Origin of the sequence: Variovorax sp. YR266, from assembly GCF_900107295.1 — a bacterium.
Taxonomy (GTDB): Bacteria; Pseudomonadota; Gammaproteobacteria; order Burkholderiales; family Burkholderiaceae_C; genus Variovorax.
The window spans coordinates 1-17320 of record NZ_FNPM01000012.1; the positions used below are offsets into that span (position 1 = coordinate 1).

General features: G+C 67.8%; 15 protein-coding genes. 5 read left to right on the forward strand and 10 right to left on the reverse strand.

The window, feature by feature from the left end:
• The first annotated feature begins 211 nt into the window (after positions 1-211).
• Both BLW48_RS26345 and BLW48_RS26350 read left to right on the forward strand, forming a co-directional pair.
• The gene (locus BLW48_RS26345; protein ID WP_093178398.1) at positions 212-2116 is read left to right on the forward strand and encodes an ATP-binding cassette domain-containing protein; all 1905 of its coding nucleotides are present in this window, start codon (positions 212-214) and stop codon (positions 2114-2116) included.
• Positions 2117-2211: 95 nt separating this feature from the next.
• Positions 2212-3927, forward strand: coding sequence for a phospholipase D family protein (locus tag BLW48_RS26350; protein ID WP_093178399.1), 1716 nt, complete (start codon positions 2212-2214; stop codon positions 3925-3927).
• A gap of 8 nt (positions 3928-3935) precedes the next feature.
• Here the strand turns inward: BLW48_RS26350 and BLW48_RS36090 are convergent, their stop codons facing one another.
• The 4 genes from BLW48_RS36090 to BLW48_RS26370 all read right to left on the reverse strand — a co-directional run bounded on the left by BLW48_RS36090 (position 3936) and on the right by BLW48_RS26370 (position 8823).
• The gene (locus tag BLW48_RS36090) at positions 3936-4853 is read right to left on the reverse strand and encodes a copper chaperone PCu(A)C domain-containing protein (RefSeq protein WP_371127571.1); all 918 of its coding nucleotides are present in this window, start codon (positions 4851-4853) and stop codon (positions 3936-3938) included.
• A 29-nt stretch (positions 4854-4882) separates the two neighbouring features.
• Positions 4883-7171, reverse strand: coding sequence for a TonB-dependent receptor (locus BLW48_RS26360; protein ID WP_093178556.1), 2289 nt, complete (start codon positions 7169-7171; stop codon positions 4883-4885).
• A gap of 116 nt (positions 7172-7287) precedes the next feature.
• Complete coding sequence (locus BLW48_RS26365; protein WP_093178401.1) at positions 7288-7659, reverse strand: DUF2946 family protein; 372 nt, start codon at positions 7657-7659, stop codon at positions 7288-7290.
• Positions 7660-7668: 9 nt separating this feature from the next.
• A complete protein-coding gene (locus tag BLW48_RS26370; protein ID WP_256330935.1) occupies positions 7669-8823 on the reverse strand; it encodes a TraB/GumN family protein in 1155 nt (384 codons plus the stop codon).
• Positions 8824-8992: 169 nt separating this feature from the next.
• Between BLW48_RS26370 and BLW48_RS26375 the strand changes: the two genes are divergently transcribed.
• Positions 8993-9406, forward strand: coding sequence for a VOC family protein (locus BLW48_RS26375; RefSeq protein ID WP_093178403.1), 414 nt, complete (start codon positions 8993-8995; stop codon positions 9404-9406).
• Position 9407: 1 nt separating this feature from the next.
• Positions 9408-10583: a toxin-antitoxin system YwqK family antitoxin gene (locus tag BLW48_RS26380; protein WP_093178404.1), complete on the forward strand. Its 1176-nt coding sequence runs from the start codon at positions 9408-9410 to the stop codon at positions 10581-10583.
• Positions 10584-10604: 21 nt separating this feature from the next.
• On the opposite strand, the gene BLW48_RS26385 is transcribed toward BLW48_RS26380, so the two are convergent.
• From BLW48_RS26385 to BLW48_RS26395, 3 genes are read right to left on the reverse strand one after another with little or no spacing between them, the layout of a single operon-like run.
• Positions 10605-11579 (reverse strand): Bug family tripartite tricarboxylate transporter substrate binding protein, encoded by a 975-nt coding sequence (locus tag BLW48_RS26385; RefSeq protein ID WP_093059945.1) that lies wholly within the window; start codon positions 11577-11579, stop codon positions 10605-10607.
• A 33-nt stretch (positions 11580-11612) separates the two neighbouring features.
• Positions 11613-11825, reverse strand: a complete 213-nt coding sequence (locus tag BLW48_RS26390; RefSeq protein ID WP_093178406.1) for a DUF2783 domain-containing protein — start codon at positions 11823-11825, stop codon at positions 11613-11615.
• Positions 11822-13555 carry an FAD-dependent monooxygenase gene (locus BLW48_RS26395; RefSeq protein ID WP_093178407.1) on the reverse strand — a complete coding sequence of 578 codons (1734 nt, stop codon included), beginning with the start codon at positions 13553-13555 and terminating at the stop codon, positions 11822-11824. Before BLW48_RS26395 ends, BLW48_RS26390 begins: the two co-directional genes overlap by 4 nt.
• An 89-nt stretch (positions 13556-13644) precedes the next feature.
• Here BLW48_RS26395 and BLW48_RS36030 point away from each other — a divergent pair, with 89 nt between their 5' ends.
• On the forward strand, positions 13645-14421 hold the full coding sequence (locus BLW48_RS36030; RefSeq protein WP_093178409.1) for a helix-turn-helix transcriptional regulator: 777 nt from the start codon (positions 13645-13647) through the stop codon (positions 14419-14421).
• Positions 14422-14460: 39 nt separating this feature from the next.
• Here the strand turns inward: BLW48_RS36030 and BLW48_RS26405 are convergent, their stop codons facing one another.
• From BLW48_RS26405 to BLW48_RS26415, 3 genes are all read right to left on the reverse strand, one after another.
• Positions 14461-15717 carry a HipA domain-containing protein gene (locus BLW48_RS26405; RefSeq protein WP_093178410.1) on the reverse strand — a complete coding sequence of 419 codons (1257 nt, stop codon included), beginning with the start codon at positions 15715-15717 and terminating at the stop codon, positions 14461-14463.
• Positions 15714-15956: a helix-turn-helix domain-containing protein gene (locus BLW48_RS26410; RefSeq protein ID WP_093178412.1), complete on the reverse strand. Its 243-nt coding sequence runs from the start codon at positions 15954-15956 to the stop codon at positions 15714-15716. Before BLW48_RS26410 ends, BLW48_RS26405 begins: the two co-directional genes overlap by 4 nt.
• Before the next feature lie 163 nt (positions 15957-16119).
• Complete coding sequence (locus BLW48_RS26415) at positions 16120-17196, reverse strand: fumarylacetoacetate hydrolase family protein (RefSeq protein ID WP_093178413.1); 1077 nt, start codon at positions 17194-17196, stop codon at positions 16120-16122.
• Positions 17197-17320: the final 124 nt, after the last annotated feature.

Sequence of the window (17320 nt, forward strand, 5' to 3'; positions counted from 1 at the left end):
ACCACCAACAATCAACGCCCCCAGAGAAGCACCAACTGCCTCGAACACCAGTGGCATTCATCAGCGAAGCCCACGAGTATATGACAGATTTGGGGGCGTGCAAGACTAGCCCAAAGAAACTTGAAAAGGGGCCTCTTCGAGCCCCCTCCATACAGAGCCCATCTCCCTGCCGCCAAGCCCTGACATTGGCTCCTCCGATAATCCGCGCCACATGGCACTCATCACACTCCTCGACGCCCAACTGGCGTTCGGTCACGTCCCGCTGCTGGATCATGCGGACTTTTCTCTTCTCGAATCAGAGCGCATCGGCCTGATCGGCCGCAATGGCGCTGGCAAGTCTTCCCTGCTCAAGATACTGGGCGGCCTGGAGAAGACCGACGACGGCACCCTCCAGTTGCAGCAGAACCTCCGGGTGGCCTATGTGGCCCAGGAACCTCTTCTGGATATGGATGCGGACGTCTTCACCGCAGCCAGCCAGGGCCTGGCCCCCGTCATTGCCATCCGCGATCTCTATCTCTCCGGCGCGGACGGCCTAGACTTGGACGCGCTCCAGTCCCAGATCGAAGCCTTCGACGCCTGGAACTGGGAGCAGCGCGTGGAAGAAACGCTGCACCGCCTGCACCTCGATCGCGACGCCCGCGTCGGCTCTCTCTCCGGTGGCACTCGCAAGCGCGTCGCCCTGGCGCAGGCTCTGGTGGCCGCGCCAGACGTCCTTCTTCTCGACGAGCCCACCAACCACCTGGACCTCGACTCCATCGAATGGCTCGAACAGCTGCTGATCGACTTCAAGGGCAGCGTCGTTACCGTCACCCATGACCGCAGCTTCCTGAACCGCGTCGCCACCCGCATCGTGGAGCTGGACCGAGGCAAGCTGGGCTCCTACCCCGGCAACTTCGAGCAATACCTGCTGCAGAAGGAAGAGCAGCTCGCCCAGGAGGCGGTCATCAGCGCCAAGGCCGACAAGCTCCTGGCCCAGGAAGAAATCTGGATCCGCAAGGGCGTGGAAGCCCGCCGCACCCGCAGCCAGAGCCGCATCACCCGCCTGCAGGAACTGCGCGCCAGCCGCGTCGCCCGCCGGGAAGTGCAAGGCAGCGTCAACATGGACGTGGCCTCCGGCCAGTCCAGCGGCAAGATCGTGGCCGAGCTCACCGAGGCCACCAAGTCCTTCGGCGAAAAGACCGTCATCCGCAAGTTCAGCGGCACCATCCTGCGCGGCGACAAGGTCGGGCTGCTCGGCCCCAACGGCGCGGGCAAGACGACCCTGCTGAAGCTGATCCTGGGTGAGCTCGAGCCCGACAGCGGCAAGATCCGCCGCGGCACCAACCTGCAGGTGGCGTACTTCGACCAGATGCGCGACAAGCTCGACCTCGACGCCACCCTGGAAGACTTCATCAGCCCCGGCAGCGAGTGGATCGAGATCGGCTCGCAGAAGAAGCACGTCAAGAGCTACCTCTCGGACTTCCTCTTCTCCCCCGCGCGTGCCAACTCCCCCGTGCGCTCGCTCAGCGGCGGGGAGCGCAACCGCCTGCTGCTGGCGCGCCTGTTCGCGCGCCCGGCCAACGTGCTGGTGCTCGACGAGCCGACCAACGACCTCGACATCGACACCCTGGAACTGCTCGAGAACCTGCTGCAGGACTACGACGGCACCGTGTTCCTCGTGAGCCACGACCGGACCTTCCTCGACAACGTGGTCACCAGCACCATCGCCTACGAAGGCGACGGCAGCTGGCGCGAGTACGAAGGCAGCGTGCAGGACTGGCTGATCCAGTCCAAGCGCGCCCGCGAGATCGCCGAGCAGCGCGCGGCCGCGGCACCCGCCCCGACGCCAGCCCCCGCACCCGCCCCGGCCGCGGCGGAAGCCTCCGCCCCCAAGGCTGCAGGCGCCCGCAAGAAGCTCTCCTATAAAGAGCAGCGCGAACTCGACACCCTCCCCGCCCAGATCGCAGCCCTCGAAGCCGAGCAGACGCGCATCACCGAAATGCTCGAACTCGACGGCGGCGCCATCTACGCCAGCGACGCGTCGCGCGCCGCCGAGCTGGCCGAGCGCCACGCCAGGATCGACGACGAACTGCTCTCCGCCCTGGAGCGCCAGGAAGAGCTCACCGCCGGACGCTGACACCCGTCGGCGCCGATCGTCCGCCCGTCCGACGCCGGGCGGGCGCCGACTAGGCTATATATGCGGCTCACCCTTCCAAGCCCCGGGAAAGCCGCATGCCTTCTTCCTTCCAGACGTTCTTGCGCCGATCCACTGCGCTTCTCGCGCTGCTGATCCTCGGTGCCTGCGCACAGCTGCCCCAGAACGTCGACCGGCCCGTCTCGACCGCTCTCGCCTCACCAGCCGCCGGCACCGCGATGGCCGACCTGGTGCAGCAGCGCCGGCAGACCGACAAGGCCCGCTACGAATCCGGCTTCCTGCTCCTGGGCGGTCCGCAGGCCGCCTACGGCAGCCGGCTCGCGCTGATCGAGGGTGCCCAGAAGACGCTGGACCTGCAGTACTACGCGATCCACGCCGATGCCAGCACCGGCCGCCTGCTGCGCGGCCTGCGCTCGGCGGCCGAGCGCGGCGTGCGGGTGCGCGTGCTGCTCGACGACTTCCACACCACCGGCCGCGACGCATTGGTGCTGGGCCTGGCCTTCATCCCGAACATCGAGATGCGCCTGTTCAACCCGCTGGCCGGCTCGCGCGACTCCACCTTCAGCCGCCTGCTCAACTCGATCGATGACGCCTCGCGCATCCAGCAGCGCATGCACAACAAGCTGTTCCTGGCCGACAACGTGCTCGGCGTCACGGGCGGGCGCAACCTCGGCGATGCGTATTTCGGCAACGCGACAAACGGCAACTTCGTCGATGTCGACGTGCTGGCGGCCGGACCCATCGTGCAAGACCTCTCGCGCAGCTTCGACAGCTACTGGAACAACGAGCGCGCCTACCCGGTGCAATCGCTGGTCACGCGCGAGGAACTGCAGGCCATGCGCGACCGCGCGCGCAAGGCCGACCAGGAGCTGGTCGAAGAATCTGCCAGCCAGCAGAAAGCCTCGGACAACGCCCCTCCCACCGCCGAACAGCGCGCCCGCGCATGGGACGAGAAGCCGCTGGACCTGCGCACCGCCACCTTCGTCTGGGCGCCGGCCGCGATGCTGGCGGACAAGCCCGGCAAGATCCCCGCCGACTCGGGCCCCGAAAGCGCGAAGGCGCCGGGCCTCGTGGTCAGCCGGCCCGGCGACAAGGCCGGCACCTCGCCCGGTGCGGCCTCGCTGGAAGCCGCGTCCGATCTGGCCGCCAGCGGCGACACCGTGGTCGAGGGCCTGCTGCAGCTGATCGGCCAGGCGCGCGCCGACCTGCTCATCATCTCGCCCTACTTCGTGCCCGGAAAAGACATGCTGCAAGCCTTTTCCGCAGCCCGCACCCGGGGCGTGCGCATCCGCGTGCTGACCAACTCGCTGGCCTCGAACGACGCGCCGGTGGCGCACGTGGGCTACGCACGCCACCGCGAGGAGTTGCTCGGAATGGGCATCGAGCTCTACGAACTGCGCAGCGAACAGGCGGGCTTCGGCAACGTCTTCGGCTCCTCGGGCGGCAGCAGCGCCACCGGCGAATCGCGCGCGATGCTGCACTCCAAGGTGCTGGTGATGGATGGCCGTCTGCTGGTGGTCGGATCGATGAACCTCGACCTGCGATCGCAACTGCAGAACACCGAGATCGCGCTGCTGATCCGCAGCAACGAACTCTCGCGCGCCGCGTCCGAGCAGATCGAACGCGGCATGCGCGAGCGCTCGTGGCATGTCGAGCTGGTCGACGGCTCCCTGCTGTGGCGCGCGCCCGAGGGCAGCGGCCTGAAGGACACCACCACCGAGCCCGATGCCAGCGCCACGCTGCGACTGCTGCTCAAGCTCTTCGGGCCGCTGGCACCAGACCAGCTGCTTTAGAAAAAACGTCAGTGCTTGTGCTGATGGGCCGATCCGGCCGCATCGGCACCTTCGGGTGCCCCCACCGGCAGCGTCACGTCCAGCGCGGTCTTCACGCCCTTGGCGTCCTCGAACTTCAGCGTCATCGGCACGGTCGCGCCCTTGGCCAGCGCGCCCTTCAGGTCCATCATCATCACGTGATAGCCGCCGGGCTTGAGCTCGACGGTCTGGCCCGCGGGCAGGTCGAGGCCGCCGGTCAGTTCGCGCATCTTCATGGTGTCGCCTTCCATCTTCATCTCGTGCACTTCGGCAATGCCGGCGGCCGGGGTGGAGATGCTCACCAGCTTCGCGCCGGTGGGCGCAGTGAGCTTCATGAAGGCACCGGTGCCGCTCTGGCCCGGCACCGACTGGCGCACCCAGCCGTCGCGCACGTCGACCGTGGCCACGCCCTGCGCCACCACGTTCAGCTTGGCGGCCGGGCTCTTCAGGCCGGCAGTCGAGCTGCCCGATGCTGGCACCTCGGCCCAGTCGGCCACGCCGGTATCGCAGGTCTGCAGCACCTTGAACCACAGCGTGCCGGGCGTCGCGGGCACCTTGCCGCGCAGCACGAACTCGGCACGCTCGCTGCCGGGCAACGCGTTCTCGGGCTTTTCTGCCGTCCAGCGCACTTCGCCATCACCGTCCTTTGCGCTCTTCTGCACGTCGAGCTTCCAGCCCTTGCGCTCCTGCGCGTCGCTCAGCACAAAGCCCTTGGGCAGGCGCACGGCGAGGCCGGTGGTGGCCTTGGCACCTTCGCAGGCGTGGCCGACACGGAAAGCGGCGTTGTAGTCGCTACCGACGGTGGCACCGCCCGGCGGCAGGGTGACGTGCGCCACGGCGGCGCCCATGCCCGCCAGCATGGCGCAGGCAGCGGCGGTCTTGAGGGCGGTCATCGAAGTCTTGTTCATATCGTGTCCTTGCAGTTGGAGTGAAAGAGTCAAAGGTCGAACTTGAGTTCGGCCACGTAGGTGTGCTGCGGGTACGGGTGGAAGGCCCAGTACTTGTTGTTGTTCAGGTTGTCGATGCCGAAGGACGCGCTCCATTGCTTGTCGATCCGGTAGCGTATGCGCGCGTCGACCACGAAGAACTTCGAGAAGCCCATGTACGCGAAGCCGTTGGGGTCGCTGTTGTCGAGCGTGCCGTACTGCTTGCCGCTGTAGCGCGCGCCGACGGTGTAGCTCCAGCTGGCGTCCGGCCGGTAGGTGGCGAGCAGCGTGGCTCGCACCTTCGGCACGCGCGGCTGGTCGTGGCCGACGCTGGCGGGAAAGCCGCTGTTGGCGGTGATCTTCGAGCGGGTAAGCGTGAGGCTGCCGCCGAGGTCGAGCCCCCGCACGCCCACATCGACCGCATTCATCGCCACCTCGAGCCCGCGCGTGCGGATGGCGTCGACGTTCTGCACCGTGCTCACGAGGTTGGTGAGGGCCTGCGTGTAGAGCGCGTCCTTCGTGTTCTCGAAGAACAGCGTGGTGCGCAGCACGCCGTCGAGCCCCCAGCCCTTCAGGTCGCGCTCGGCGCTGAGCTCGGTGGTCCACGAGCGTTCGGGGCGCAGGTTCGGATTGGTGTTGATGATCTGGTTTCCGCTGATCGAGCCCTGGTAGAGCTCGCTCACCGTCGGCATGCGCACCGCGCGGCCGGTCGAGGCCTTGAGGAGCCAGTCGGACGTGGCCTGCCAGGCGATGGCGGCCTTGGGCGAGTCGTAGCTGTTCTTGCGCGGCGCAAAGTTCAGCAGCGTGGCCGCGCTGCCGAGCTGGCCGCCGTAGGCTTCCCAGCGCTCGTGGCGCAGGCCGAGCGTGGTCTTCCAGTCCTTCGCGAAGCGCCAGGTGTCCTGCACGTAGAGCGACTGCAGCCGGGTGTTGCCGTTGAAGGCCGAGAACGGCGAGACGGGCGATCCGTTGATCCAGTCGAGCGTGTTGCCGACGCTGGTGCGCAGGCGCGCCGTGTCCTGCTGGAAGCCGAAGTCGACCACGTGCGCGCCCACGCCCTCGGCCGAGCCGGTAGGCCGCCAGGTGCCTGCCACCTTGAAGGTGTTCCAGCCGGAGCCGCCCATGTCGGTGGTGCGGCCCGGCCCGCCGCTGAAGGCGCCCGGCAGCGGCGTGGTTGGCGTGCGCGAGGTGTCGCTCGAATAGTCGAACAGGCTCGCCGCCACCTCCCAGTCGAACACGCCGCCGGTGTGGCTCTTCACCGAGAGGCCGTGCATGTAGTGCGTGAGCGCAGTCTCGGTCGGTGCGAGCGCGGCGCTCGGTGAATCGAGGTTGTAGGTGCGCCCGCCGATGTTCACGCGGCCGCCGTACACCGGCCGCCCGAGCGCATCGCGCAGCCAGGTGTCGACGCCGCCGTGCGTGGTGTTGTTCCACGCGCCCAGCGTGTAGGTGGCGCGCACGGTGGGCGAGAAGTCGTACGCCACCTTGAGCTTGGCCTGCTCCTGCGTGGTGTCGTAGATGGTGGAGCCGCCCACCAGCCACCACGGCTGGTTCGACGGGTTCAGCCCCAGCACCGCGCCGGTCACGGGCGTGCCTGCGCTGCCGACCGTGCCCGCGCTCACCAGCCGGTTGCCGAACACCAGCGCCTGCCCCTTGCTGTGAGTACGCGAGGCGCTGAGCCACCACGACCAGTCGCCGCTGCGGCTGCCCAGCGACAGGTCGAGCTGCTGGCCGGCCGGGGAGGAATGGCTGTTGTACAGATCGAAGTTCGACACGAAGCCGCTGAGCTTGATGTGCGCCTCCAGCTGCGTGGGCATGCGCGTCACGTAGTCGACCACCGCGCCCACCGAGTTGCCGGGGTAGGCAGCAGAGAACGGTCCGTAGAGCACGTCGACCCGCTCGATTTCTTCGGGCGACACCATGCCCCAGCGCGGCGCGTAGGTGGCGCCGTTGCCCAGCGGGTTCGACAGCATGATGCCGTCGGCGTAGACCAGCGAGCGTGCGCTGTTGCCCGTGCCTGAAGCGCGGGTGGCGAGCACGGCATGGTTGAAGTCGCCGATGTAGCGCTTGCGCACGACCAGGCTCGGCAGGTACTTGAGCGCGTCTTCGCTGTCGGTGGCGTTGACGGTTTCGACGATCTGGTCGTGCGTCACGCCTTCGATGGTGGTGGGGATCTGCGCCGGCAGCGAGGTCGGCCGGCCGCCGCTCACGGTGACGGTGCTGAGCGAACGGCCACCGGTGCCGCTTTCAGGCGCTTCGGCGGGCTGCTGCTGCGCCAGCGCAGGCGCGCCAAGAGGAAATGCCATGGCGATCGCCAGGGCGCGGGAATGCTTTTTCAAGAGGAACCTTCTCCACGAAACTTCAAGCCAGACAGGCCGCACACGCACTCGGTCGTGCGTATGCAGCTATGGTTTTGAGAGCGTCAGGAGAAAGTCGGGGGCCCGCGCGCCGGCAACGGCGCCGCGGTGGCCGCGGCCAGGCGCGCGGCGGGAATGGACTGGACCACGCGGCCCAGCGGCAAGGGAAGATCGAAAACCGGAACCGCCATGACCGGCGGCGGCGCACCGGTCAGCACGCACAGCGGGCAGTCCATGTGCGAGGCGCCCATTTCCTGCGCGCCGTCTTCGGTATGGACTACCACCTTGATCGAGCCGGCGCTGGAGCACACAAGCTCCATCGACTGCGGATTCACCAGCGGCGACGCCACCGCCACGCCCAGCGACATCACGAACCACAGCAGCACCCAGCGGCCGACGAGGCCGAGGAAGCGGGTGTGGGTTCGCAGCGCGTGCATGGCGGGCGATTATCTGCGCACTTTGCCCTTGGCGGCAGGGGCCGCGCTCTTGGCTGGCGCTTTGGCGGGGGCCTTGGCGCCCCTGGCAGCGGGTGCCGCCTTCGTCGATTTGCCACCCTTCTGCACCGCCTGCCCGCGCTGGCCCTTCACGGCCTTGCCGCCGCGCACGGCCCTTGGCGCGGGCGATGGCGCCGCGAGCGCGGGCATCGGCTGCGCCGTCTGCGCCTGTGCGTTGGTCAGCACCGGCGTCACGGTGAAGCCGCGCGCAGCCATCAGCGTGGGCAACCCCTGCGGGCCGATCATGTGCAACGCCCCGACCGCCGCGAAGACGCCCTTGCCGCCGGCGTGCAGGCGCTCGATGCCATCGGCCAGGTTCGGGTTGCGGTCGTCGAGCAGGCGCTTCATCAGCCGCTGCTCGGCAGGCGTCTTGAGGCAGTCGCACCACTCGGGATAGCTAGCCAGTTTGGCCGCGTCGCTGCGCGCCCAGACATCGGCCAGTTCCTTGAGCTGGCCGCGCAGCTTGCCGGACTCCAGCTCGTCGAGTGCCGCATCGACCTGCTCGGCTTCTTCGGCTTCGGACTCGCCCGTCAGCACCTTGATCTGTTCAGCCGCGTTTTCGAGCGCGACGATCGGCTTGCTGCTGTTGCGGGCGGAGACCGCCAGCGTCTCGTCCACGCCGAATTCCGGGTACAGCCCGTCGGCACGCCCCGCCAAGCCGGCCAGCGCCGTGACCTGCAGGATCGGCTGCAGCTTCGACAGCGTTCCCGGCGGCACGCAGGCTTCAGAGTTCTGGCGCTCCAGCCGGCGGGCGCGCTCGCCGCTGAGCATGCGCGCCAGCAGCTCCGGGTCGGCCGGCCGGGCCATGGCGCGGGCGGTGGCCTCGTCGCGCAGGTCGAGCTCCAGCGCGAGGGTGTCGCTCTGCGCCAGCGCCTTCTGGATGGTCGGGCCGGGCCGCACCCAGTCGCCGCGGCCGACGTGGATGGTGCCGTAGAGCCACGAGGTGCGCCCGTCGCGCTCGATGCGCCAGAGCACCCCGCGGTCGACGCCGTTGCGCACGCCCATGCCCGGCTTCTCGAGGCTGGCGATGGCCGATGGCGGGCAGGCGGCATGCGCCGCCGCGAAGCTGAACACACAGCACGCGCCAGCCAGGATCTGGCGTGGCATGCGCCGGAAATCCGGCGCGGAAGGAAGAAGAGAGAGGATGTCGCGCATCCGCGCGATGACATGCATGCCGCGCATCCGCGCGGCGAGGACCCGGAGTATCCGCAAGGCTTGCTCCACGATGAAAGAAAGTCCGGCATTCTCACAGCACCGCTGCCCATAATCCGAAACCATGCAGAGCATCTTCCACCTTGCCTTCAACGTTCGCGACCTCGACGGCGCCCGCCGCTTCTATGGCGACGTGCTCGGCTGCGCCGAAGGCCGCAGCACCGACACCTGGGTCGACTTCGACTTCTTCGGCCACCAGATTTCGCTCCACCTCGGCGAGCCCTTCGCCACCGCCCGCACCGGCCGCGTCGGCGACGTGATGGTGCCGATGCCGCACTTCGGCCTCGCGCTGGCCCTGCCCGACTGGCAGGCGATGGCCGCGCGGCTCGAAGCCGCCGGCACCGAGTTCGTGCTGAAGCCGCAGGTGCGCTTCGAGGGCCAGCCGGGCGAGCAATGGACGATGTTCTTCTTCGACCCGTTCGGCAACCCGATCGAGATCAAGGGCTTGCGCTCCCTCGAAACGCTGTACGACAAGTGAAATGACCCCGCGCCGGATCGCCCCTCGCGGCGCCGCCGCACTCTTCGCACTCCTCTGTGCCACGGCGGCGCACGCGCAGCTCGACTGCGAGCTCAACGGCCGCAGCGTGAACCCGGCCAACGGCAGCAGCACCGCCGGCAAGACCGGCCTGCTGCGCTGCAAGGACCACGCAACCGGCGAGCTGCAGCGCGAAGAGCAGATCCAGAACGGCGTGTCGATGGGCCTGGTGCGCATCTACGAGAAGGGCAAGCTCGCCAAGGAGCACAGCCTCAACGCCAAGGGCAACCTGCACGGCCGCGCCCGCGAGTTCTCGCCTACGGGCCGCGTGCTGCGCGACGCCACCTACGACGACGGCCAGGAGCGCGGGCTGGTGCGCAACTTCTACCCCGACGGCAAGCTGCGGCGCGCCATCTTCTATCCCGACACCGGCAGCGGCAGCGAACGCGCGTCGGTCGAATTCACCGAGAACGGCCAGCTTTCGGCCCTGCGCTGCGCGGACGCGCCCACGCTCGCGCCGGTGGCGGACGACGCCAAGCTCTGCGGCTTCACGGGCACCGGCCCGTCGCAGGTCGACCTGTTCGACGCGCGCGGCAGCCTGCGTTCGCGGCTTTCTTTCGTGTCGGGCAAGCGGGTGCGCTCGCAGAGCTTCTACGACAACGGCAAGACCGCATCGCTGGACGAAACCGTGGGCAACCAGCGCACCGAGCAGAACTACTCGTCCGAAGGCATCAAGCGCCGCGAGACGGTGTACCTGCTGGTCGAGCGCGCGAGCATCCGCGTGCGCGAGCAGGCCTTCTCCGAAAAGGGCACGCTGGTGCGCGACCAGCGCTGGAACAGCGCGGGCGAGCCGATCGTCGACGACGGCTACTACCTCAACGGCCAGCCGCGCAGCAAGTCGGCATACAGCGGCAGCGGCGACGCGCGTGCGGTCGAGATCACCGAGTTCTACGACAGCGGCCAGCGCGCCGCGCAGGGCCGCTACGAGATCGCGGGCCGCAACCGGCAGATTCCGGTCGGCACCCACCAGCGCTTCAGCGAGAAGGGCACGCTGCTGGCCGAGTCGAGCTTCGACGCCAAGGGCCGCGTGACGCGCGAGCGCACCTGGGACGAAAGCGGCGAATTGCAGCGCGACGACGAAGTCCTCGAAGACGGCTCGCGAAAGGCGTTTACCCGCTAGGGCAAACGCCGGTTGCCGGCATCAGTCCAGCTTGATGCCGGCCTGCTTGATGATCGGGCCCCAGCGCTTCGACTCCGCGCGCGACAGCGCCGCGAACTGCGCCGGCGAGCCCGGCATCGCTTCCATGCCGAAGTCTTCGAAACGCTTCTGCACGGCGGGCGTGCCGAATGCCTTGTTCAGGTCGCCGTTGAGCCTGTTCACCACCGCGGGCGGCAGGCCGGCCGGGCCGAGGATGCCCTGGAACGCGAACACTTCGGTGTTGGGCACGCCCACTTCGGCCAGCGTCGGCACGTTGGGCAGCAGCTTGCTGCGCGCGCCCGAGCCGATGGCCAGCACCCGCACCTTGTTGCTCTGCATGATCGACAGGCCCGAGGCCAGGTCGAGGAACATGCAGGGCACCTGCCCGCCCATCACGTCGGCCATGGCCGGCGCCGCGCCGCGGTACGGAATGTGGGTGATGAAGGTGCCGGTGCGCACCTTGAACATTTCCATTGCCAGGTGGTGCGGCGAGCCGTTGCCGGGCGAGGCGTAGTTGACCTTGCCGGGATTGGCCTTCACGTAGGCCAGGAACTCCTTGAAGTTCTTCGCCGGGAAGTCCGGATGCACCACCAGCGCGAGCGGAAACTTGCCGATCGCGCCGATGTAGGTGAAGTCTCTTTCGGGGTTGAACGGCAGCTTGCTGAACAGGTGCTCGTTGAAGGCCAGCACCGCGTTGTCGGCCGAGAGGATCGTGTAGCCGTCGGGCTTGCTCTTGGCGACCAGGTCGGCGCCGATGTTGGTCGAGGCGCCGGGGCGGTTGTCGACCACGATCTGCTGGCCCAGCGTCTGGCGCATCGATTCGGCCAGCACGCGCGCGATCACGTCGGTGCCGCCGCCCGCCGGATAGGGCACAACCCACTTGATGAGCTGCGCGGGGTACTCCTGCGCGTGGGCGAAAGGCGTGGCGGCCACTGCGGCGCCGGAAGCGAGCGTGGCGAGAAGGGTGCGGCGATCCATGGATCAGTCTCCAGTCGTTTGTAATTTGGAAGGTCAGGAAGCGGACAGCGATGGTACGGGCAGCGCGCGCAGCGCATCGGCCAGCGCGGCGCGGCACCGCGCCTCGTCTCCGACCTGCTCGAACAGCAGCAGCGCGAGCCGCGCGAGGAACAGCGATTCGCGCTCGGCGCCCGCCTCGGTGATAGCGCGTGCGCACTCGGCATAGAGGCGGTCGCGGGCGTCGGGGTTCAGCGGTGTCGTGGTCATGCGAGGGGCTCCTGGGCCGCGCGGGCCAGTGCAGGTTGCAGGGCGCCGGGCGGCAGGCGATGCCAGCGCGCGGCCACGTGGCCATCGGGACGCAGCAGGTAGACCGCGCCGTCTTGCGCGCCGAGCGCTTCGAAGACGGCGGGAGATGCATGCGCGTCGGCGCCGTCGACGCCCGGGGCCGCGATGCTACGCACGACGAAGGGCAGCGCGCCCTGCAGTGCCTGCGCAATGTCGGCTGCAGGCAGCGGGGCCACATCGGGCCGCAGCACCAGCAGCGTGAAGGTCGGCGCGATCCAGTCGGTGAGGTGGCCTTGCGCAAGTTGTTGCTCGGGCATCACCTCGCCCGGCAGCGGACCCCTCGGCAGTTCGTCACCCTCGCTAGACAGTGGCGAATCGGCATAGCGCACGGCCTGCGTCTGGCGCGGATTGATGAGCTGCGCAATGCCGCGATGCGCTTCCGACAGCGACAGCGCCGCCTCGCGCAGCAGGTCGAAGCCCCGCGACGGCGGCGACATGAACTCGGTGCTGCGCATCGCGTTCTCGGCGTTCACGTGGAAGGCCGCGATGCGCTCCTGCGAGTACGAGTCGAGCAGCGCCGCATCTGACAACCCCCTTGTCACGAACGCCAGCTTCCACGCGAGGTTGTCCGCATCGTCGAAGCCCGAATTGAGCCCACGCACGCCGAAGATCGGCATTGCATGCGCAGCGTTGCCCGCGAACACGACGCGGCCGTGGCGATAGCTGTCGAGCGTCATCGCGCCGGCGCGGTAGACCGAGGTCCACACCGTCTTCCACGGCAGGTGGCCTTCGCCGATGGCGTCGAGGTGGCGCTGCACGAACTCGGCCACGGCCGGCGGCTGCAGCGCTTCTTCGGTGCTCTGGCCGGGGCGCAGCTGGTAGTCGATGCGCCAGATGTCGTCGGGCTGGCGATGCATCAGCACGGTCGAGCCGGGGTTCCACGGCGGGTCGAACCACGCGCGACGCTCGGTGGGGTGGCCGCTGTGCAGCTCGATGTCGATGATCACGTAGCGGCCTTCGTAGCCCGTGCCCTCGAGCGTGAGCCCCATCGCCTTGCGCACGAAGCTCTGGCCGCCGTCGCAGGCTGCGAGCCACTGTCCGTGCAGCCGGTAGGCGCTTTCGGCGTTGCGCACGTCGAGCGTCACGCCCTCATCGCTTTGCGCGAGACCGGTGAGCTCGGTGCCCCAGCGGATGTCGATGAGCCCCGGCGTCTGCTCGTTGCGGCGGAAGATTTCTTCCAGCAGATAGTGCTCGGCGTAGTACTGCTCGAGGTTGATCATCGGCGGCAGCTTTTGCTGCGCGTCGTGCGGCATCTCGAAGCGGAACACTTCGGCCGTCTTGTAGAAGCTGCGACCGCCAGTCCACGGCAGGCCCTTGGCCATGAAGCCGGGCAGTACGCCGAGCCGCTCCATGATTTCAAGGCTGCGCCGCGAGATGCAGGCCGCGCGGCTGCCCACGCACACCGTATCGTCGGCTTCGAGGATCACGCTGCGCACGCCGTGGTTCGCGAGCCCCAGCGCGAGCGCCATACCGACCGGCCCACCGCCCGCGATCACCACTGGATGGCGGCCGGGTTCGATACCGCCTTCTTCGAGCGGCGGCGTCCAGGGCTTGTAGCGCGTGTAGTGGAAGGCGCCGACCGACGGCGGCAGTTCAGTGGCGCTGGCCGGCGGAGGCACGGGGCCGCTGGCAGCATCGGGAGAGTTCGTCATCCGACGGGATTGTCCCGATGCGCGGGGGCCGTCAATGTCATAACTTCGTACGAGGTACTTACCCGAACTGCTCTTCTTTTTCTTCACGCATGAGACGCTGGCGCATCCACCCCACCGACACCGCGCTGGCCGCAGCCGTCGTCGGCGACGTGCTCTCCGGCGTGGGCACGCCGCATCTGGCAACCAGCTACCTCAAGGCGATGCAGCGCGTGATGCCGGTGACTTTCTGCACCGTGTTCGTGGTCGATGCCACCGGCCGCATCGAGGCGGTGTCTGCCGCCAGCAGCTACGGCAGCACGGCAGAGCGCACCACCGAACGCTATGTGGCGCAGCGCTTCGACCTGCTCGACCCGAACATGGCCTGGCTCGCTGCTCGCAAGCTGCCGAAGCGCGCGCAGCTATGGCTGGGCCACCAGCACGCCGACGAAGTGGCCGACCCGGCCTACCGCGCCGCCTGCTATGGCGACGTCGGCATCCGCGAACGAGCGTCGGTGCTGTTGCTGCTGCCCACGGGGCAGCGCGTGGCGGTGAGCTTCTACCGCAGCCTTGCGCAGCCGGAGTTCGGTGTGGAGGACTTCGCGCGCATCGAGGCGCACGCCACGCTGCTGGCCGACGCCACCGCGGCGCATGGCCGCAGCGCTGTGGCCGTGCAGGAGGCGGTGGAGCCCACGCTGGCCTCGCGGCTGCTGAGGCTGAGCCTGCGCGAACGCGAGGTCATCGGCCACCTGATGGCTGGGAAGACGGCGAAAGAAGCGGCGCGCGAGATCGGCGTCGAGCTGACGACTGTGCGCACGCATCAGTACCGGGCGTTCCGGCGGCTGGGGATACGGTCGCAGAAAGAACTGCTGCGCGGTGCGAGTCTGTAGTCCAGCCTGTTAAGGCCGTTAATTGCGCCGTCCTCGCGATCAGCCGCCAATCATCGACAACGCGTTTCGAGCATGAAGCTCGAACACGTGCGTCATTCTTTCCAGCACATGCACTTCGGCATCGTTCGGGTCGTGCGATTTGTCCAGTGACGCGCGGACCTTGTGCCATGCCGGCAACAAGGCACGCGCCATCTTGCCGAACTCGGCCAACGTTTCAGGCAGGCGAAAGCCGCAGTCTTCGCACAGGGCCTCCCAGGAATGGCGGCCCACCGAATCGAAGGTTTCCTCGTCCCCGATGAACAGCGCCAGACCAGTGTCCCCGTACGCGCGCACGCACAGCAGGTCGTAGAACGGCGCGAGCCTGAAGCCCTTGTCATCGACCAGCACCGACACGTTCTTGGCGTGTGCATCCGAATTGCCGATCAGGTAGTTGAACATCACCCAACGCTGGAACTGCAGCAGGTCGATGGCGCGCACGCCCAGCCCGCGCAAGACCTTGACCAGCAAGGGAATGCTGACCAGCCCGCCCGAACGCTGATATTTCCAGTCCGCGCCGTGTCCCAGCAACTGGCAGCCGTCGACTTGATGAAGGCTCACGATGTTGCCCGCCGCCAGCAGCCGGTCGTAGCGTTCGACCACGTAAGCCGCCTCGGGAATGCGAAGCAGCCAAACCTCCGGCACCGGCAACCGAAGCGCTCGTGCCAGCGTCATGCAGGCAAATTCGTTGACTGCGCTGGGGTGGTAGCGCGCTTGGCGCGTGTCAGGCTTGAGGATGTGCGTGGTGGGTGACTGGCCAATGCTGTCGCTCAGGCGCTGGCCTGCCGGGTCGAAGCGCAGGCCGATCTTGTCCTGCGCGCCGGCCAGCGACATGGTCGCCTGGGTGTTGGACAGCAACAGCGGCGTGCGGTCGCGGCCGGCCAGCCGTCGACTCAGCTCCTCGAACGGTAGCGGACGGTATTCCTGCGCCGGCACTGGCCGCGCCTCGGGCGGCAGCAGCGAGAGCACACCGGGAAGCTCCGCGCCCAGGCGGCCCAGCAACTCGAAGGATGAAGCGCCGCGCAAATGAATGGCGCTGACGATGTCGTCGAGCGCCTCGCCCTCAGGGAGCAGATTCTCGAAAAAAGACCGGACCAGGTGCCCGGTGTAGCGCTCGGCCACCAGCGGAAATTGCGGTGCCAGCACGTAGTGCCCTGGCTGTTCCAGCCATTGAGGGTCGTACTCGAAGAAGTAGTCAGCGGCAACATGGCCGAACCACCCCATCGGACGGGCGTTGGCCCAGATGCGCAGCCGGATCATTCGGCGCTCGCCTCGGGGTCGCCCTGCCAACCGCCAAGGCTGGCTTTGAGTCCGAGTCCGGTCGCGAGGAGCAGCAATTTCACCAAGGAACAGCGCCCCGGATCGCTTTCCGCGTCGCGGATGAACGAGGGGCTGACGCCGCACACCGAAGCGGCTTGCGCGCGCGACAAACCCTGGCGCTTGCGCTCGGCCGTGAGTCGCATGGCCAGTTCAGAAAGATTGTCGGGAGTGAGGTACATGAATTGACCTGATAAGAGCATTATTGCTTAACGCTTGATCAAATCAATCTTATTTGTCTCTATAGGGTCAATTTGAAGCGATATCGATTTTTGACCCAGAAGGGTCAAAATCTCAAATCAAACGCGGGCAGACAGAAGTATTGACCTTGAAAGGTCAAGCCGCTCAATCTTCAGCAGCTTCTTCCAGACCGCCCTGCGGCTTCACCAGCGACACCGGCGCCTCCTTCGGCCGCCCGGCCGTCGACACGATCTCCTGGTCGATCGCACCGAACAGCGAACGCCCGTCGAGCCCCTTCATCTCGATGCGGATCGTGTCGCCGAACTTCATGAAATCGGTATACGGCTGGCCGGTCTGGATGGTCTCGATGCAGCGCTTCTCGGCGATGCACGAATAGCCCTTGGGCCAGTCCATGTGGCCGTTTTTCTCCACGCCCTTGTTGCTCACGGTGCCGCTGCCCACGACGCTGCCGGCGCGCACGTTGCGCGTCTTGGCGATGTGGGCGATGAGCTGGCCGAAGTGGAAGGTCATTTCCGGGCCGGCGTCGCACATGCCGACCTTGCGGCCGTTCCAGCTGCTTTGCAGCGCCAGGTGCACGCGGCCGTCCTGCCAGGCCTCGCCGATCTCGTCGAGCGTCACGGCCACGGGGCTGAAGGCGGTGGCGGGCTTGCTCTGGAAGAAGCCGAAGCCCTTGGCCAGCTCGGCCGGAATCAGGTTGCGCAGGCTCACGTCGTTGGCCAGCATCACGAGGCGGATGCCGTCGAGTGCCTGGTCGGGCGTGGAGCCCATGCGCACGTCGCCGGTGATGACCGCAATCTCGGCCTCGAAGTCGACGCCCATGGCTTCGCTGGGCACGATCACGTCGTCGGTCGGGCCGAGGAAGTCGTCGCTGCCGCCCTGGTACATCAGCGGGTCGGAGTAGAAGCTCTCGGGCACTTCGGCGTTGCGCGCCTTGCGCACCAGCTCGACGTGGTTGATGTAGGCCGAGCCATCCGCCCACTGGTAGGCGCGCGGCAGCGGGGCCATGCACATCGACGGATCGAAGGGGAAGGCGTGGCGCGCGCGACCGGTGTTGAGGGAGTCGTACAGGTCCTGCAGCTGCGGGCTCATGAAGCCCCAGTCGTCCAGCACCTGCTGCAGCCGGCTCGCGATGCCGGTGGCGTAGTGGGCGAGCGTGAGGTCGCGCGAGACAACGACGAGCTGGCCGTCGCGCGAGCCGTCCTTCAGGGTGGCGAGTTTCATGATGCGGTGCGTGCGTGATGGCGCGGGACACGGCGCGTGCACGAGGCCGGGCGCCGCTCCCACTTAAACTGGTTGAACGGGCGGCAGTGTACCGAGGTGGTCTTCGTGAACCTCCGGGCCGGCG

What these genes read in the sequence shown, in the direction of transcription:
- BLW48_RS36030 (WP_093178409.1), top strand. Translation starts at nt 13,645, where the DNA reads ATGAGACGCTGGCGCATCCACCCCACCGACACCGCGCTGGCCGCAGCC.
- BLW48_RS26390 (WP_093178406.1), bottom strand. Translation starts at nt 11,825, where the DNA reads ATGACCACGACACCGCTGAACCCCGACGCCCGCGACCGCCTCTATGCC.
- BLW48_RS36090 (WP_371127571.1), bottom strand. Translation starts at nt 4,853, where the DNA reads ATGAACAAGACTTCGATGACCGCCCTCAAGACCGCCGCTGCCTGCGCC.
- BLW48_RS26345 (WP_093178398.1), top strand. Translation starts at nt 212, where the DNA reads ATGGCACTCATCACACTCCTCGACGCCCAACTGGCGTTCGGTCACGTC.
- BLW48_RS26350 (WP_093178399.1), top strand. Translation starts at nt 2,212, where the DNA reads ATGCCTTCTTCCTTCCAGACGTTCTTGCGCCGATCCACTGCGCTTCTC.
- BLW48_RS26415 (WP_093178413.1), bottom strand. Translation starts at nt 17,196, where the DNA reads ATGAAACTCGCCACCCTGAAGGACGGCTCGCGCGACGGCCAGCTCGTC.
- BLW48_RS26375 (WP_093178403.1), top strand. Translation starts at nt 8,993, where the DNA reads ATGCAGAGCATCTTCCACCTTGCCTTCAACGTTCGCGACCTCGACGGC.
- BLW48_RS26395 (WP_093178407.1), bottom strand. Translation starts at nt 13,555, where the DNA reads ATGACGAACTCTCCCGATGCTGCCAGCGGCCCCGTGCCTCCGCCGGCC.
- BLW48_RS26370 (WP_256330935.1), bottom strand. Translation starts at nt 8,823, where the DNA reads ATGCCACGCCAGATCCTGGCTGGCGCGTGCTGTGTGTTCAGCTTCGCG.
- BLW48_RS26410 (WP_093178412.1), bottom strand. Translation starts at nt 15,956, where the DNA reads ATGTACCTCACTCCCGACAATCTTTCTGAACTGGCCATGCGACTCACG.
- BLW48_RS26380 (WP_093178404.1), top strand. Translation starts at nt 9,408, where the DNA reads ATGACCCCGCGCCGGATCGCCCCTCGCGGCGCCGCCGCACTCTTCGCA.
- BLW48_RS26385 (WP_093059945.1), bottom strand. Translation starts at nt 11,579, where the DNA reads ATGGATCGCCGCACCCTTCTCGCCACGCTCGCTTCCGGCGCCGCAGTG.
- BLW48_RS26365 (WP_093178401.1), bottom strand. Translation starts at nt 7,659, where the DNA reads ATGCACGCGCTGCGAACCCACACCCGCTTCCTCGGCCTCGTCGGCCGC.
- BLW48_RS26405 (WP_093178410.1), bottom strand. Translation starts at nt 15,717, where the DNA reads ATGATCCGGCTGCGCATCTGGGCCAACGCCCGTCCGATGGGGTGGTTC.
- BLW48_RS26360 (WP_093178556.1), bottom strand. Translation starts at nt 7,171, where the DNA reads ATGGCATTTCCTCTTGGCGCGCCTGCGCTGGCGCAGCAGCAGCCCGCC.